This window comes from Streptomyces sp. NPDC034099 (genome assembly GCF_055575415.1).
Map to the genome: position 1 here is coordinate 65,841 of NZ_JBVISR010000006.1, position 16,496 is coordinate 82,336.

At 72.9% G+C, this 16,496-nt stretch carries 15 protein-coding genes, 1 tRNA gene and 1 pseudogene; 16 read left to right on the plus strand and 1 reads right to left on the minus strand.

Annotated features, from left to right (window positions below; all coding sequences use genetic code 11):
* Positions 1-8: 8 nt before the first annotated feature.
* The 4 genes from ACZ56V_RS18905 (at position 9) to ACZ56V_RS18920 (ending at position 4,313) form a co-directional block, all read left to right on the plus strand.
* On the plus strand, positions 9-284 hold the full coding sequence (locus tag ACZ56V_RS18905) for a phosphopantetheine-binding protein (RefSeq protein ID WP_398916453.1): 276 nt from the start codon (positions 9-11) through the stop codon (positions 282-284).
* Entirely contained in the window at positions 281-1,582 is a 1,302-nt protein-coding gene (locus tag ACZ56V_RS18910; protein ID WP_468943584.1) for a beta-ketoacyl synthase N-terminal-like domain-containing protein, read from the plus strand. Before ACZ56V_RS18905 ends, ACZ56V_RS18910 begins: the two co-directional genes overlap by 4 nt.
* A 118-nt stretch (positions 1,583-1,700) precedes the next feature.
* Positions 1,701-2,942, plus strand: coding sequence for a cytochrome P450 (locus ACZ56V_RS18915; protein ID WP_398916448.1), 1,242 nt, complete (start codon positions 1,701-1,703; stop codon positions 2,940-2,942).
* Between the two features lie 69 nt (positions 2,943-3,011).
* Positions 3,012-4,313 carry a MalY/PatB family protein gene (locus ACZ56V_RS18920; RefSeq protein WP_468943587.1) on the plus strand — a complete coding sequence of 434 codons (1,302 nt, stop codon included), beginning with the start codon at positions 3,012-3,014 and terminating at the stop codon, positions 4,311-4,313.
* On the opposite strand, the gene ACZ56V_RS18925 is transcribed toward ACZ56V_RS18920, so the two are convergent.
* Positions 4,277-4,966, minus strand: a complete 690-nt coding sequence (locus ACZ56V_RS18925; RefSeq protein ID WP_398916509.1) for a Crp/Fnr family transcriptional regulator — start codon at positions 4,964-4,966, stop codon at positions 4,277-4,279. The genes ACZ56V_RS18920 and ACZ56V_RS18925 overlap by 37 nt on opposite strands.
* 235 nt (positions 4,967-5,201) lie before the next feature.
* On the opposite strand from ACZ56V_RS18925, the pseudogene ACZ56V_RS18930 reads away from it, so the two are divergent.
* From ACZ56V_RS18930 to ACZ56V_RS18985, 12 genes and pseudogenes are all read left to right on the plus strand, one after another.
* Positions 5,202-6,335 (plus strand): annotated as a pseudogene (locus tag ACZ56V_RS18930) (ISAzo13-like element transposase-related protein); the annotation flags it as partial.
* A 603-nt stretch (positions 6,336-6,938) separates the two neighbouring features.
* Positions 6,939-8,831, plus strand: coding sequence for a sensor histidine kinase (locus tag ACZ56V_RS18935; RefSeq protein WP_468943590.1), 1,893 nt, complete (start codon positions 6,939-6,941; stop codon positions 8,829-8,831).
* Between the two features lie 92 nt (positions 8,832-8,923).
* Positions 8,924-9,358, plus strand: coding sequence for a roadblock/LC7 domain-containing protein (locus ACZ56V_RS18940; protein WP_104633373.1), 435 nt, complete (start codon positions 8,924-8,926; stop codon positions 9,356-9,358).
* Between the two features lie 2 nt (positions 9,359-9,360).
* Positions 9,361-9,735: a DUF742 domain-containing protein gene (locus ACZ56V_RS18945; RefSeq protein ID WP_104633374.1), complete on the plus strand. Its 375-nt coding sequence runs from the start codon at positions 9,361-9,363 to the stop codon at positions 9,733-9,735.
* Entirely contained in the window at positions 9,713-10,342 is a 630-nt protein-coding gene (locus tag ACZ56V_RS18950; RefSeq protein WP_398916443.1) for a GTP-binding protein, read from the plus strand. Before ACZ56V_RS18945 ends, ACZ56V_RS18950 begins: the two co-directional genes overlap by 23 nt.
* The gene (locus ACZ56V_RS18955; RefSeq protein WP_468943593.1) at positions 10,339-10,914 is read left to right on the plus strand and encodes a GAF domain-containing protein; all 576 of its coding nucleotides are present in this window, start codon (positions 10,339-10,341) and stop codon (positions 10,912-10,914) included. Before ACZ56V_RS18950 ends, ACZ56V_RS18955 begins: the two co-directional genes overlap by 4 nt.
* A gap of 192 nt (positions 10,915-11,106) precedes the next feature.
* Positions 11,107-12,135, plus strand: a complete 1,029-nt coding sequence (gene tdh, locus ACZ56V_RS18960; RefSeq protein ID WP_467384358.1) for an L-threonine 3-dehydrogenase — start codon at positions 11,107-11,109, stop codon at positions 12,133-12,135.
* Between the two features lie 28 nt (positions 12,136-12,163).
* Positions 12,164-13,357 carry a glycine C-acetyltransferase gene (locus ACZ56V_RS18965; RefSeq protein WP_468943596.1) on the plus strand — a complete coding sequence of 398 codons (1,194 nt, stop codon included), beginning with the start codon at positions 12,164-12,166 and terminating at the stop codon, positions 13,355-13,357.
* A 30-nt stretch (positions 13,358-13,387) separates the two neighbouring features.
* A complete protein-coding gene (locus ACZ56V_RS18970; RefSeq protein WP_052841978.1) occupies positions 13,388-14,290 on the plus strand; it encodes a LysR family transcriptional regulator in 903 nt (300 codons plus the stop codon).
* 191 nt (positions 14,291-14,481) lie between these two features.
* Entirely contained in the window at positions 14,482-14,841 is a 360-nt protein-coding gene (locus ACZ56V_RS18975) for an MmcQ/YjbR family DNA-binding protein (RefSeq protein WP_398916435.1), read from the plus strand.
* Positions 14,842-14,969: 128 nt separating this feature from the next.
* Positions 14,970-16,289 (plus strand): MFS transporter, encoded by a 1,320-nt coding sequence (locus ACZ56V_RS18980; protein ID WP_468943600.1) that lies wholly within the window; start codon positions 14,970-14,972, stop codon positions 16,287-16,289.
* A 105-nt stretch (positions 16,290-16,394) separates the two neighbouring features.
* Positions 16,395-16,468 (plus strand) — tRNA-Pro (locus tag ACZ56V_RS18985).
* Positions 16,469-16,496 lie beyond the last annotated feature (28 nt).

Consider the following 16,496-nt stretch of genomic DNA (forward strand, 5'->3'; position numbering starts at 1 on the left):
TAGCCCCCATGAACGGATCGGACGCAAGCGTCGCCGGCCCGGACAACGCCGAGGAACGAGTCCTGGCGGTGCTGCGCCGCACCACCCTGGACATCGTGCCGGAGGTCGAACCGGCCTCGTTCACACCCGACCGGACCCTGTCCGACCTGGGCTGCAACAGCATCGACCGGGCCGAGATCGTCACCCTGACCATGGAGGAGCTGGACATCGCGGTGCCCGTGCACGAGTTCCACCAGGGGATGGACATCGGCACCCTGGCCGCACTCATGCGCAAGCAGCTGTGAGCGGACCTGCCGCGGACGGGCGCGCGGTGGTGGTGACCGGGCTCGGTGTGCTCGGCGCCGTCGCGTCCGGCCCCGAGGACCTGACCGCCGCCCTGCGCTCGGGACGGTGCGCCCTCGGCGCGCCGCCCCCGCCCGCCGACGCGGACCGGCCGGGCGTGTCCTGGCCCGCGTTCACCGCCGACCTGGCGGCGGACGACGTACCCGACCGGGCCCTGGAGACGCTGCCCGGCCTGCCCGACGCCCTGCGCGGCGCGGCCCGGCGGACCGTGCTGCGGGCGCCGGTCCCGGTACGGACGGGCGTCGTCGCCGCGCTCCAGGCATGGCTGGAGGCCGGACTCGACCGTACGGCGCCGCCGCCCGAGCGGATCGGCGTCACGGTGGCCGGCAACAACCTGACGGAGCGGGTCACCGAGGACGGCCGGGCCCGTGCCGAGCGCAACCCCGCCCATCTGCCCGCCCGTTACGCCCTGCAGCACCAGGACACCGACCACGTCGCCACGCTCAGCCGCATCCTGGGCCTGCGGGGCGAGGGCTGCACGGTCGGCGGCGCCTCGGCGAGCGGCAACCTCGCCCTCGTCCACGGTGCCCGGATGCTCACCGCAGGGGCCGCCGACGTGTGCCTCGTCGTGGGTGCCATGACCCGTCTGTCGCGGCTGCAGACCCGCGGCTTCCTCACGCTCGGCGCGATGGCCCCGGCGGACGGCGCGCCCCCGCGCCCACCGGCGCCGTTCGACACGGGCCACCGGGGCTTCCACCCCGGAGAGGCGGCGGCCTGCATGGTCCTGGAGACCGCCGCCTCCGCCCGGCTCCGCGGCGCGCCCGCCCTGGCCGGGATCGCGGGCGGCGCCGTCGTCCTGGACGGCAACCATCTGGCCGACCCGTCGGTGGACGGGGAGGCACGGGCCATGTCCGGGGCCCTCGCGCGAGCGGGCGTGGGCGCGGCGGACGTCGGCTGGGTCAGCGCCCACGGCACCGGGTCACCGCTGGGCGACCGTACCGAGGCCGACGCCCTGCGCAAGGTCTTCGGAGCGGGCGACGACGGCCCCTGGATCAACGCGACCAAGACCCTCTCCGGGCACTGCCTCAGCGCTGCCGGCGTGGTCGAGGCGGTGGCCGCCGTACTGCAACTGCGGGCCGGGTTCGTGCACCCCGACCCCGGTCTTCGCGAACCCGTCGACGACGGTCTGCGCTTCGTGCGCGACGAGCCGCGGCGCGCGTCCGGCGGATTCGTGCTCTCGAACGGGTTCGGCTTCGGCGGCATCAACACCGCGGTCGTGCTGGCCCATCCGGACGCCTGAGCCGAGCCGTCGATGGCGCCGATGCTCAGAAGTGAACAGAACCGGGGCACCGCCGGAACGTAGGGTCGCGACCCGTGCCGGGAGCGGGCCGATGGTGGCAGCGAGGGAAGGGTTTCCTATGACGGACACGACCGACAACGCCGGACCGCTGCGGGACGCCGATGCCGGACCGCCCGCCTTTCCGCAGGAGAAGGCGCCGGGCTGCCCCTTCGACCCGCCGCCCGGATACCGTCGGTTCCAGGCCGAGGACCCGTTCGCCCCGGTCACCCTGCCCAGCGGACAGCGGGCGCGCGTGGTCACCCGGCACCGGGACGTACGGGCCGTGCTGGACGACCCCCGCTTCAGCGCCGACAGCGCCCACCCGGACTTCCCGCGGATGTTCCCCCGGCCCGTGCCCCAGGTCCTCAAGGGCACCTTCCCCCGGCTCGACGGCGCCGAGCACCTGCGCTACCGCAGGATGCTCGCCAGGGACTTCACCGGACGCAGGGCGGAGGAACTGCGGTCCCGGATCGAGCAGATCGTGGACCACCGCCTGGACCTGATGGAGGAGCGCGGCGGCCCGCTCGACCTCATGGAGGAGCTCGCCTACCCCGTGCCGTCCACCGTCGTGTGCGAACTGCTCGGGGTGCCGGCCGAGGACAGCCCGCTGTTCGAGTCCCGCACCCGGGTCCTCATCAACGGCCGCAGCACCCCCGAGGAGACGCTGCGGGCCAAGGACGACATCCTCCACCATCTCGAAGGGGTGGTGGCGGCCAAGGAGAAGCAGCCCGGCGACGACCTGATCAGCCGGCTGCTGGTCGAACAGGTCGCCCCCGGCCTGCTGGACCGCGCCGAGGTCGCCGTCATCGCCTGGCTGCTGCTCGCCGCCGGCCACCACACCACCGCGACCATGATCGGCACCGGCACCATGCTGCTGCTTCAGAACCCGGAACAACTGGCCGCCCTGCGCGCCGACCCGGCGCTGCTGCCGGGCGCGGTGGACGAACTGCTGCGGCACCAGACGGCCATGCAGATCGGCATGAACCGGATCGCCACCGAGGACGTCACCATCGGGGAGCGGACCGTGCGCGCGGGGGAGGGCGTCGTGTGCCAGCTGGCGACGGCCAACCGGGACGCCGATGTCTTCCCCGACCCCGACCGCTTCGACGTGACCCGCACCGCCCGCGGCCAGCTGGCCTTCGGTCACGGTCCCCACCAGTGCCCCGGGCAGTCCCTGGCCCGCGTCGAGCTCCAGGTCACCGTGGGCCGGCTGTTCGACCGGCTGCCCGGACTGCGGCTCGCCGTCCCCGCGGCCGACGTGCCGTTCTGGCACCACCTGTTCGGCATCCACGGCGTCAAGGAACTGCCGGTCACCTGGTGAGACCCGGCGTCGCCCCGCGGTACGGGGCGGCCCCGCCGCGGCCCCGCCCAAGCGACGGAGGAGGAGTCGTTGTCGGAGGTACAGCAGGAGCTGGTCCACCTGTTCGACGGGTTGCGCGCGGTCTCGCTGTCCACCCGGCGCAGCGAGAAGTGGCGGCGCTACCCGCCCGACATACTCCCGGCGTTCATCGCCGAGATGGACTTCCCCGTCGCCGAGCCGGTGCTCGAAGCCATTCGGGCGCACCTCACGGTGGGCGGTGACCTCGGCTACGCCTACGCCTACACCACCGAGGCGCCCGTGCAGCGGGCGTTCGCGGCCTGGGCGCGGGCGAGTTACGACTGGCGGGTGGAGCCGCGGAGGGTGGTGCTGTTCCCGGACACCATGCGGGTGATGGAGGTGGCGCTGGAGCAGTTCACCGAGCCGGGCGACGGCATCGTGGTCGACGTGCCCGCCTATCCGCCCTACTTCGAGGCCATCGCCGCGGCCGGCCGCCAGGTCGTGCCCCGGCCGATGCGGCTGCGCGGAGGCCGCTGGCGGCTCGACCTGGAGGGGCTGGCCAGGGCCTTCCGGGCCGGGGCCGCCGCGTACTTCCTGTGCAACCCGCACAACCCCACCGGCCGGGTCCTGACCGGCGACGAACTGCGCGAAGTCCTCGAGCTGGCGGCAGAGTTCGGGGTCGCGGTGATCTCCGACGAGGTGCACGCCCCGCTCACGCACCCAGGGCACCGGCACGTGCCGCTCGGTTCGCTGCCCGAGGCGGCGCGGGTGGCGACGGTGACGGCGGCCTCGGCGAGCAAGGGCTGGAACCTGTCAGGTCTGAAGTGTGCGATGGCGGTGGCCGGCCGGTCCCGGGACCACGACCGGCTCATGGAGATGCGGCCGAGGGAACGGGACGGCGTGGGCATACTCGGGGTGAGCGCGAGCGAAGCCGCCTTCACCCTGGGCGATCCCTGGCTGCGTGCCGTCCGCCACTACCTGCACGGCAGCCGGCGGATGCTCGTCGAACTGTTCGAGTCCTTCGGCCCGGACCTGGAGCTGGTCCCGCCGGAGGCGAGCTATCTGGCGTGGCTCGACGGCCGGCGGCTGGCCGACCGGCTGGGCAGTGACGATCTGGCGGAGTTCTTCCTCGGTCGCGGCAAGGTGGCCGTCAGCGACGGCCGGGAGTACGGGAGTGAGGGCTTCATCCGGCTCAATTTCGGCACGTCCCAGCGCCTGCTGGAGGAAATGGTTCGCCGGATGGAGAAGGCGGTGCGGGAGGAGTCCCCGGAATCGGGCGGCGCCGCCGGGGCGCCGCCACCGAATGTTCCGGGATATCCCGCTCCGGTATACAGGTCCTACAGACCGGCGGACAAGGATGAGTTCTCCAGATAGTCCGTCAGCTCGGCTATGTGAATACACAGATGTGCTTCATCGGTGCGATGCACCACGCCGGCCACCGAGAATCTCTTGAGGAAGTAGCCGACGCGGGAACGTGTTGTCCCGACCATTTCCGCCAGCTCTTCCTGCGTTATTCGATCGCGTATCTGAGCGGTCTGGTCCTTGCGTCTGCCCACCTTTTCCCCGAGTTTCACCAGCAATGCCGCCAGCCTGTGTTCGCTGTCCATCGTCACCAGATTGGCGATCACCTGCTGCTGCTCCAGCAGACGGTTCGCCATGTGACCGATCAGCGCCTCGCGCAGCGGCGGATCGCAGTCGTTCATGATCTGCGCGACGTGGACCTGCACCAACGTCGTGACCTGCATGGCCTGTGCGGTCTCGGTGTGCTTGGCGGCCAGCACGCCCGACTCCCCGAACACGTCGCCCGGACCGTGTATGGACAGCAGGCACTGCTTTCCGTCGCGGGTGTGCGTCAGTGTCTTCACCTGGCCGCTCTCGACCAGATAGACGTGCGCATCGGGCTGACCGAGATTGTACACGTGTTCTTTCCGGCCGACACGAAATCTTGTCCCCCTGATGGTCCCTCTTCTAGCTGCTTCCTGAAGTGCGGTAGCCAGGCTTCGCTCTGTGTTACAGAAGGGTTCCATTCCGCTCCCGGTGACCGTATTTGATCGCCAAAGCCCCTGGTGAAGAATGTTGCGCAGATCGAATTCCTGCGCCGAATCTAAAGCATCGGTCCAAGGTAACGGTAGTGCTACGGTCCAGGTTGGCTGCAAATGGCCGCAACATGCTGGGATGGATTGTTCTACGACACTCCGCCGACCCGCCGCCGAAAAATAACTACGGGTTCTCGCGCGGCCGCCGGAGCCGTAGGGTGTTGCCGTGGCCGAGGGGATCGAGGCGGTTCTGGCGGAGAAGTACGCCTGCTTGTTGCCGCATCTGGACGAGCGGCAGCGGCGGCTGGCACTGGGGGCGGACGCGAGGGCTCTGGGGCGCGGAGGCATCCGGCTGGTGGCCGGGGCTGCCGGGGTCTCGCGGGAGACGGTCTCGCGCGGCGTGGCGGAACTCGCCGGCGACCCGGGACCGCCGGGCCGGGTGCGGCGTGCGGGCGGCGGGCGCAAGCGGCTGCGGGAGAAGCACCCCGGCCTGGTGCCGGCCCTGCTGGCACTGGTGGAGCCCGGACCCCGCGGGGATCCGGAGTCGCCGCTGCTGTGGACGACGAAGTCGACCCGGAAGCTGGCCCAGGCGCTGACCGCTCAGGGCCTCCGGGTCGGTTCGGACACGGTGGCGGCGTTGCTGAAGGAGGAAGGTTTCTCCTTGCGAGGTGCCGGCCGCACGACCGAGGGGGCCCGCCACCCGGACCGGGACGCCCAGTTCCGCTACATCAGCAGCCGGGTCCGGGAGTTCGCCGACGCCGGACAGCCGGTGATCAGTGTGGACGCCAGGAAGACGCCGGCGCCGGGCCACCGCGCGGGCGCCGGGACCGACCCGTACGGGATCCACGAACCGCCCGCGGACGCCGACCGGGTGCCGGCCGGGTGTGAGGGTGACACGGCCGCGTTCGCGGTGGCCACGCTGCGCCGCTGGTGGGACGGCGAGGGCCGCCGCCGCCACCCGTATGCCGCGCGCCTGCTGATCACCGCGGACGCCGGAGGCTCGGACGGCTGCAGAGTGCGGGCGTGGCAGAAGGGACTCGCGGACTTCGCCCGCTCCACCGGCCTGACCGTGACGGCCTGCCACCTCCCGCCGGGAACCTCGAAATGGAACCGGAGCGAGCACCGGCTCCTGTCCCGCATCAGCACGAACTGGCGGGGGTGGCCGCTGACCGGTCACGAAGTCGTCGTCAGCGGGATCGGTGAGGCCGCCACCGGCACGGGCCCGGCCGTCCTCGCCGAGTCCGGCCCCGCCGAGGGCCCCGTCCGCGTCCACGTCCCGGACGAGGTCGTCGCCGCCCTGCCGCTGACACCCCACGACTGGCACGGCACCTGGAACTACACCCTCGACCCGGGACGGCCGGTCAGGACGTTCCCGAAATCCTGAAGTTGTTTTTCGGCGTCTTCCCGAGGTCGCAACGGTCGGACGCGACCCGTCCGACGGCGGCAGGGGCCCCGGCCCCCGACCAGCGCGGTGGGTGGTCCAGCAGGTCATCGGGGGCCTCCAGCCGCACCCACTCCGCGCTCGCGCCCTGGCCACCGGCCCCGCCCGCAGCCACTCCGGGGGAGCGGCCCTGCCGGGCGAGGGGCGGCGCATCCGCGGGCGGACCACGCGCCGGCCGACAGCGGGATGCTGTCGAACCCCTGTGAACGGAGGGAGTCAAGAGCGAATTCCGGCCGAGAATCCGCCTTCCCTTCGCGTCCGAACCGCCGGGTGTCTCCGGCCCGCTGTCGCCGTCACACGCGGTGACTGAATTTGATGGAGTCCGACCGTTTCTCCGCCATTCGGGAACGGGTGTGTATCCGGCTTATCGGTCTGTCGTACGAGGCCTCATACCAGAGCGGGACGTTGCCCGGGGGACTTTGGCAACTGCCCACCGCACATGAGGAGCAGACGACTACTGTCAGTGTCCGTCGGGCGACGCAGGGCCGACGGACCAGTACACGGACCAGTACGAGGACACCGATGTCTCACCTCCGCGCCCCGGCCGCGCGAGCAGACCGCCGCGAGGGCGGGCGGCACGGCCGGCCGGCCCCACGTACCACCGCCACGCTCCCCGAGACCCACATACGGTCCCAACTCCTGAGGCTCGCCGTCCTGCCGCCGGTCGCGGTCGCCCTCAGCGGCTGCGCGGTCGTCCTGTTCACCGTCCGGTCCACCGGCGCCCGGCCCGCCCCCGTCCTGTGGGGGGTCCTGGCCGGTGCCGTCTCGGTGACCCTCGCGGCCGTCGCCATCGCCGCCGTCGCCGCCGACCGCGCCGCGCGGTCCGTGCACGACCGCGTCGGCGCGCTACGGCGCAGCACCGCGCGCCACGAGGGCGACCTGCGCGCCGTCGTCGAGGCGTTGCGCCGCGGCGAGGCCCCGCCCCCGCGCACCCCGCGCGGCGGCCCGCCGGACGACGCCGACGACCTCGAACTGCTCGCCGCCGACCTCTCCCGCGCACACGACGGCGCCGTCACCGCCGTCGTCCGGGCCGCCCAGCTCTCCAGCCAGGCGGGCAGCGAACAGAAGCTGGAGGTCTTCGTCAACCTCGCCCGGCGCCTGCAGTCCCTGGTGCACCGGGAGATCTCCATCCTGGACGAGCTGGAGAACGAGATCGAGGACCCCGACCTCCTCAAGGGCCTCTTCCACGTCGACCACCTCGCCACCCGCATCCGCCGCCACGCCGAGAACCTCGCCGTGCTCGGCGGTGCCGTCTCCCGCCGCCAGTGGAGCAACCCGGTCGACATGACCGAGGTGCTGCGCTCGGCCATCGCCGAGGTCGAGCAGTACTCCCGGGTCCGGCTGGTGCCGCCGATCGACGGCACCCTGCGCGGCCACGCCGTCGCCGACGTCATCCACCTGCTGGCCGAACTCGTCGAGAACGCCACCCTGTTCTCGGCCCCGCAGACCCAGGTGCTGATGCGCGCCAACCTCGTCACCTCGGGCCTGGCCGTCGAGGTCGAGGACCGCGGACTGGGCATGCCCGTCGGAGAGCAGAGCCGGATGAACGCCCTGCTCGCCGACCCCGACCAGGTCAACGTCGCCCACCTGCTCGCGGACGGGCGCATCGGGCTGTTCGTCGTCTCCCAGCTCGCCAAGCGGCATGGCATCACCGTGCGGCTGCAGACCAACATCTACGGCGGTGTCCAGGCCGTACTGGTCGTGCCCCAGGCCCTGTTGGGCACCGAGCCGGGGGCGCTGCCCGGGGGCGGGGCGCGGCAGACGCAGGCCACCGGTGCCGGACCGGTACCCGTGGCGCCGCCCGGGCAGCAGTTGCGGGCCGTGTCTCCTGTGACGCCGCAGGCTCCGGGCGGCCTGTCCACCACGCTCCCCGTGCCGACACCGGACGCACGCACCTCCGAGGTACCGACCCTCGACGCACCCGCTCCGGCCGCGCCGACGCCGGTGCCCGCCCGACCGGCTCACGCCGTACCCCCGCCCGCGCCCGTTCCCGCCCCCGCTTCCGAGGTGCCGGGGCCGGCCCAGGTGCGCAGGGCCGACGGCGAACCCGCGCCGCTGCCCGTGCGCGGAACGCACCGGAACCGCCCCACCCCGGCCGCCGCCGTGCCCGGTGTGCGGTCCGAGGACCGGGGCGTCCTCGCCGAGCACGCGGCCACCCCGCCCGTCCCGCGGCACAGCGCGGTGCGCGGCACCATGGGGAAGCCCCGACTGCCGCGCCGCCGCGCCCAGGAGCACATCGCGCCCCAGTTGCGCGGTGGCCCCGCTCCCCGCCAGGAACCCGAGCAGTACACCGGGCACGACCCGGGTCTGATGGCCGCCTTCCAGCGCGGCGTCGGCCTCGCGGAGGCCCAGCAGCACACCGAACCGGCGCCTCTGGCACCGACCCACCGCGACCCGGGCGTGACAGCCGAATGACCCTGCGCACGACCACCCCCACAACCGCCCCCACCCCCACTCCCACGACCAGCGCTCCCGCAGACCTTCGTACCCCAAGGAGTCGATCCACCATGGCGAGCGATGCGCCGACCGGCCACGTGTCCGACCTCGACTGGCTGATGAGCGGCCTCGTCCAGCGCGTACCGCACACCAGCAGCGCGGTGCTCCTGTCCGCCGACGGACTCGTGAAGTCCGTCCACGGACTCGACGCCGACAGCGCCGACCACATGGCGGCCCTGGCCTCCGGTCTGTACTCCCTCGGCCGCAGCGCCGGCGTCCGCTTCGGCGACGGCGGGGACGTGCGGCAGGTCGTCGTCGAACTCGACTCGACCCTGCTCTTCGTCACCACCGCGGGCTCCGGCACCTGCCTCGCCGTGCTGGCCGGCCGCGAGGCCGACGCGGCCGTCCTCGGCTACGAGATGGCGATGCTGGTCAAGAGCGTCCGCCCCTACCTGGTCACCGCGCCCCGGCAGCACGCCGTCGAACCCCCGGCGATGAGGCCTTGACGGTGGCCGCGGCCGGCGACGGGCCCTGGCTCGACGACGCGGCCGGACGGCTGGTGCGCCCCTTCACCGTCAGCAACGGCCGTACCCGGCCCACCGTCTCGCTCGACCTGATGTCCCAGGTCATGGCCACCGGGGCGACCCCCCTCGGCTACCTCGGACCCGAGCACGCGCAGGCACTCGACCTGTGCCGGGCGCCCCTCCCGGTCGCCGAGCTCGCCGCACATCTGCGGCTTCCGGTGGCGGTCACCAAGGTGCTGCTCTCGGACCTCGTCGACTGCGGCGCGCTGACCACCAAACCCCCCGCCGCGTTCCACCACCACCCCACGGACCGGGCCCTTCTGGAGGCAGTGCTCGATGGACTACGACGACAGCTCTGACCACGCACACGGCGAAGACGCCGACCCGTTCCCCACCGCCCTGAAGATCCTCGTGGCGGGCGGATTCGGCGTCGGCAAGACGACCTTCGTCGGCGCGGTCAGCGAGATCGCACCGCTGAGCACGGAGGAACTGCTCACCACGGTCAGCGCCGCGACCGACAACCTCGACGGAATCGAGAACAAGCTCGAAACGACCGTGGCCATGGACTTCGGCCGCCTCACCCTCGATCCCCAACACGTCCTGTACCTGTTCGGAACGCCCGGCCAGGAACGCTTCTGGTTCATGTGGGACGAGCTGTGCGAAGGCGCGCTCGGCGCGGTGATCCTCGCCGACACCCGCCGCCTGGAGGAGTCCTTCGCCGCCGTCGACTTCTTCGAGGAGCGCGGACTCGGCTTCGTCGTCGCGATCAACGAGTTCGACGGCTCCTACCGCTACGACCCCGAGGAGGTGCGCGCGGCCATGGACCTGCACCCCGAGATCCCGATCGTGCGCTGCGACGCCCGGATCTCCAGCTCCGGCGTCCAGACGCTGCTCACCCTCGTACGCCACCTCATCGCCCACACCCCGGCCCCGGCGTCCGGGTCCGGCGCCGGAGTCCGCCCATGAGCTACGACCCGCCGCGCCCGGCCGGACGTCTGCTGCTCACCCCCGAGGACCGGGAGGCCCCCGCCCGGGTACGACGGCTGCGCCGGCTCGGCCTGGCGGAACGCCCCGATCCGGCCCTCGACGTCTTCGCCACCCACCTCGCGGCCCTCGCCGAGGCGCCGTACGCGATGGTCAACTTCCTGGTGGAGGGCGGGCAGTTCTTCGCCGGTCTGCGGGTGCCCCAGGTCCCGCCGGTGACGCGGGGCGACGGGACCAGCCCCGAGTTCGGCCGGCTCCAGCCCAGGGACCACGGCTTCTGTCCCCACGTGGTGGTCCGGCGCAAGGCGCTGGTCCTGGAGGACGTGCGCGACTACCCGCGTTTCGCGGGCAACCCCGTCGTCGACACGTTCGGCATCCGCTCCTACCTCGGCGCCCCGCTCATCGACAGCACGGGGACGGTCCTCGGCACCGTGTCCGCGGCCGACGTGCGGCCCCGTACCTGGGGGACCGCGGGCCTGGCCACGATCAAGTCGACGGCGGCCGACCTCGTACGGCGCATCGAGCGCAGCGCGGAGGACGGGCTGCCCCTGTGAGCTGCGGGCGGGCCCGCGCGGCGGCCCGCGCGAAGGGCGTGAAGGAAAGCTGCGGCCGGGCTTAAGAAAGGCTCGATGGACCCGGGGCGGTGTCGTACGGCAGATTGCTGTGCGATTCCCCTCCCCTTCCCGGACGCGGGCCGCTCCGGCGTGCCCACCGCCGGGACCTCACCCCCGTCAGGAGCCGTTCCGTTGAAGGCGCTGGTCAAGGAGAAGGCGGAGCCCGGGCTGTGGCTCGCGGACGTGCCCGAGCCCGCCGTGGGACCCGGTGACGTCCTCATCAAGGTGCTGCGCACCGGGATCTGCGGCACCGACCTGCACATCCGGGCCTGGGACGGCTGGGCGCAGCAGGCCATCCGCACCCCGCTCGTCGTCGGCCACGAGTTCGTCGGCGAGGTCGTCGGCACCGGGCGCGACGTCACCGACATCAAGACCGGCGACCGCGTCAGCGGCGAGGGCCACCTGGTCTGCGGCAAGTGCCGCAACTGCCTGGCCGGACGGCGCCACCTGTGCCGCGCCACCGTCGGACTCGGCGTCGGACGGGACGGGGCGTTCGCCGAGTACGTCGCCCTTCCCGCCTCCAACGTCTGGGTGCACCGCGTCCCCGTCGACCTCGACGTCGCCGCGATCTTCGACCCGTTCGGCAACGCCGTGCACACCGCGCTGTCCTTCCCGCTGGTCGGCGAGGACGTCCTCATCACCGGCGCCGGACCGATCGGCCTGATGGCCGCCGCCGTGGCCCGGCACGCGGGCGCCCGCAACGTCGTGATCACCGACGTGAGCGAGGAGCGGCTGGAACTCGCCCGCAAGGTCGGCGTCAGCCTCGCCCTGAACGTCTCGGACGCCACCATCGCCGACGGCCAGCGCGAGCTGGGCCTGCGCGAGGGCTTCGACATCGGCCTGGAGATGTCCGGCCGCCCCGAGGCCATGCGCGACATGATCGCCAACATGACGCACGGCGGCCGGATCGCCATGCTCGGCCTGCCCGCCGAGGAGTTCCCGGTCGACTGGGCCCGGATCGTCACCTCCATGATCACCGTCAAGGGCATCTACGGCCGCGAGATGTTCGAGACCTGGTACGCCATGTCCGTGCTGCTCGAAGGCGGCCTCGACCTCGCCCCGGTGATCACCGGCCGGTACTCCCACCGCGACTTCGAGGCCGCGTTCGCCGACGCGGCGAGCGGCAGGGGCGGCAAGATCATCCTCGACTGGACCGCGTAAGTCACCTTTGTCTTCAGGAGCTTCTGAGATGTTCGACTCCGTGCGCGACGATCTGCGCGCCACCCTCGACGAGATCCGCGCCGCCGGCCTGCACAAGCCCGAACGCGTCATCGGCACCCCGCAGTCCGCGACCGTCAAGGTCACCGCGGGCGGCCGCCCGGGCGAGGTCCTCAACTTCTGCGCCAACAACTACCTCGGCCTTGCCGACCACCCCGAGGTCGTCGCCGCCGCCCACGAGGCACTGGACCGCTGGGGCTACGGGATGGCCTCCGTGCGCTTCATCTGCGGCACCCAGGAGGTGCACAAGGAACTGGAGGCCAGGCTCTCCGCGTTCCTCGGCCAGGAGGACACGATCCTCTACTCCTCCTGCTTCGACGCCAACGGCGGCGTCTTCGAGACCCTCCTCGGCCCTGACGACGCGGTGATCTCCGACGCACTCAACCACGCCTCGATCATCGACGGCATCCGCCTGTCCAAGGCGCGCCGCCTCCGCTACGCCAACCGCGACCTCGCCGACCTGGAGCGGCAGCTCAAGGACGCCTCCGACGCCCGGCGCCGCCTGATCGTCACCGACGGCGTCTTCTCCATGGACGGCTATGTGGCCCCGCTCGCCGAGATCTGCGACCTGGCCGACCGCTACGACGCCATGGTCATGGTCGACGACTCGCACGCCGTCGGCTTCGTCGGCCCCGGCGGCCGCGGCACCACCGAGCTGCACGGCGTCATGGACCGCGTCGACATCATCACCGGCACCCTCGGCAAGGCGCTGGGCGGTGCCTCCGGCGGCTACGTCGCCGCCCGCGCGGAGATCGTCGCCCTGCTGCGCCAGCGCTCGCGTCCGTACCTGTTCTCCAACACCCTCGCCCCGGTGATCGCCGCCGCCTCCCTCAAGGTGCTCGACCTGCTGGAGTCGGCCGACGACCTGCGCGTACGGCTCGCCGAGAACACCGCTCTGTTCCGCCGCCGGATGACCGAGGAGGGCTTCGACATCCTCCCCGGCGACCACCCCATCGCGCCCGTCATGATCGGCGACGCGACGGAGGCGGGCCGCATGGCGGAGCTGCTCCTGGAGCGCGGCGTGTACGTGATCGGCTTCTCCTACCCGGTCGTCCCGCAGGACAAGGCCCGCATCCGCGTCCAGCTGTCCGCCGCGCACTCCACGGACGACGTGCACCGCGCGGTGGACGCCTTCGTCTCCGCGCGGGAGCAGCTCGCCGCCTGAAACCCCCGGTGACCTGAGAGAATCGATCCCATGATCGAGGCGCGGCGGCTGCACATCCTGCGAGCGGTGGCGGACCACCGCACCGTGACGGCGGCCGCCGCCGCGCTGTACCTCACCCCGTCCGCGGTCTCCCAGCAGCTCGCCGCGCTGGAGCAGGAGACCGGGCACCGCCTGGTCGAGCGCGGCGCCAAGGGCGTACGGCTGACCCCGGCCGGGGAGATCCTGCTCAGCCACACCAACGCCGTCCTCGCCCAGCTGGAGCGGGCGGAGGCCGAGCTGGCCGCGTACGGCTCGGGCGAGGCCGGCACGGTCACGGTCGCCTCCTTCGCGACCGGCATCGCGCTCGTCGTCGCGCCCGCCCTGGCCCGCCTCGCCGCCTCGGCGCCCGGCATCCGCATCCGCGTCCAGGACGCCGAGGGCGACGCCAGTCTGCCGATGGTCCTGGACCGGCAGGTCGACGTGGCCGTCGCCGTCGAGTACCGCGGCGCGCCCTCCGCCGACGACCCCCGCCTGACCCACGTCCCCCTGTACGCCGAGCCCTTCGACGCGGTCGTCCCGGTCGCCCACCGTCTCGCCGACGCCGAGGAGGTGCCGCTCGCCGAGCTGGCCAAGGACACCTGGATCGGCCCCTACCCGGGCAACCCGTGCCACGACGTGGTCGTGCTGGCCTGCGAGAGCGCGGGGTTCCAGCCCCGCCTCGAACACTCCTCGGACGACTTCCGCGCCGTGGTGTCCCTGGCCGCGGCCGACGCCGGGGTGGCGCTCGTCCCGCGCTCGGCGCTGCACGGCACCGATCTCACCGGCGTGGTCGTCCGCCCGGTCGACGGGGTGGCGCCGACCCGCCGGGTCTTCGCGGCCGTACGCCGGGGAGCGGAGGAACACCCTCTGATCCGCCCGGTCCTCGACGCGCTCGGCGAGGCGGCCCGGGCGTGAGGCTTCCGTAGTACGGGCGTCTCAGGTACCGGTTGGCCGGGTGGACCGGGGCCGGCGCGATCCCCGACCGCGCGGCGGGCCCGCGCGGGGAACCGCGATCGGCGACGCGCCACTTCAAGCAGGTCGGCGTGCGGCTGGGCGCACCCGTCGTCGCCGGGTGATTGTCGGTGGCGGCGGCTACCGTGCCTGTCATGCCGGACGCTGAAGACGTACGCCGTATCGCCCTGTCCCTGCCGGACACGACGGAGAAGACCGCCTGGAGCATGCCCACCTTCCGGGTCGCGGGAAAGATGTTCGCGACGCTGCCCGAGGAGGAGACCTCCCTCGCGGTGCGCTGCCCGAAGGAGGAACGCGACGAACTGGTGCTGGCCGAGCCGGAGAAGTTCTGGATCGCCGCGCACGAGGCGCAGTTCGCCTGGGTGCGGGCCCGGCTCGCCGCCCTGGAGGGCGAGGACGAGCTGCGCGACATCCTCGCCGACTCCTGGCGCCAGGCGGCCCCGACCCGGCTGCTGGAGGCCCATCCCCGGCTGGGGCTGCCCGCCGGGGGCTGAAAACCCCTCGGGCGTTGTCAGTGCCCCGTGGCATGATCCGAAGACGTGCGTGACAGCCGGGACCGGAGGGGGGTTCCGGCTGTCGGACGCACGGTGCCACGGGAGGGCAAGGGGAGGGGGAGCAAGGGATGGCCGGTACGTCGTCGCGGCCGACGGCGGCGCGAGCCGTCTGGTCGCGGGACTTCGCGCTGTTCTTCGCCGCCCGGGCCGTGGCCCGGCTCGGCGACACCATGCTGCCCGTCGCGCTCGCCGCCGGACTGCTCCAGCACGGGTACGGGGCGGGCGCGGTCGGCCTCGCCATGGCCGCGACGGCCGCCGCCTTCGCCGGTCTGGTCGTCTTCGGCGGGGTCCTCGCCGACCGCTTCAGCACCCGCAAGCTGATGATCGGCGCCGACCTGGTCCGGCTCGGCACCCAGGCCGCGGCCGCCGTGCTCTTCTTCTCCGGGCACGTCGTGCTCTGGCAGATCTGCGCCATCGGCTTCGCCAACGGGGTCGCGGGCGCCGTCTTCCAGCCCGGCGTCGCCAGCACCGTGCCCCGGCTCGCCTCCGACGTCCAGGGTGCCAACGGCGCGATACGCGTCGCCGAGTCCGCCGCCCAGCTCGCCGGACCCGCGGTGGCGGGACTCCTGGTCGGCTTCGCCTCGCCCGGCGGGGTCTTCGCCGCCCATGCCACCACCTACGCGATCAGCGCCCTGTGCCTGCTGCTGCTCCGGCTGCCGCCGCCCGCGCCGGGGAGCCGGGCGGTCTCCGGCCGGGGGAGCAAGGCCTTCCGCGCCGACCTGGTCCAGGGATGGCGGGAGTTCCGTGCGCGGCGGTGGCTGTGGAGCGTCATAGCCGTCTGGTGCGTCTACATGATCGCGGTCTGGGGTCCGACCGTCCCGCTGGTCGCCACCGAGGTGGTGCAGCAGCACGGCCCGCGCGCCTACGGGCTGGTCAACTCCGCCCTGGGCGCGGGGACCGTCGTGGGCGGCCTGCTCGCCCTGCGGCTGCGGCCGCTGCGCATGCTCCGGGCCGGTGCGGTCGCCCTCGTCGGCTTCGCCGCCTTCCCGGCGAGCGTCGGTGCCGGGCTCGGCGTACCCGCCATGGCGGCCGGAGCAGCCGTCGCCGGGGCCGGCCTGTCCTTCTGGGGCGTGATGTGGGCGACCAGCGTGCAGACCCAGGTCCCGCCGGACGTCCTCAACCGCATCCACGCCTACGACGTGGCGGGCTCGCTCGCGATGATGCCCGTCGGCCAGGCCCTGGCCGGTCCGGCCGCCTCCGTCCTCGGCGCCGACCACGTGCTGCTCGTCGCCGGTGCGACGAGCTTCGCCGTGTGCGCGGCCCTGCTCCTGATCCCGGCGGTGCGCGGGCTGGCGCGCGTGGAAGCGGCCTCGCCGGGACCGAGCGGCACCCCGGCCCCGACCCTGCTCCCGACCGAGGCCGAGCCGCCCCGCCCGCAGAAGTGCTGACGCACCCCGGGCGCGCGCCGGAAAAGCGATGCGCGACCACCGGCCCGAGTGCGGTATGGTTTTCCTGCGCGTTCGACCGGGGGAAACCCCAGGTCAGACGGGCAACGGGACGTGGCGCAGCTTGGTAGCGCACTTGACTGGGGGTCAAGGGGTCGCAGGTTCAAATCCTGTCGTCCCGACTGGAGACGGTCGTTGGTCGAGGGGCGG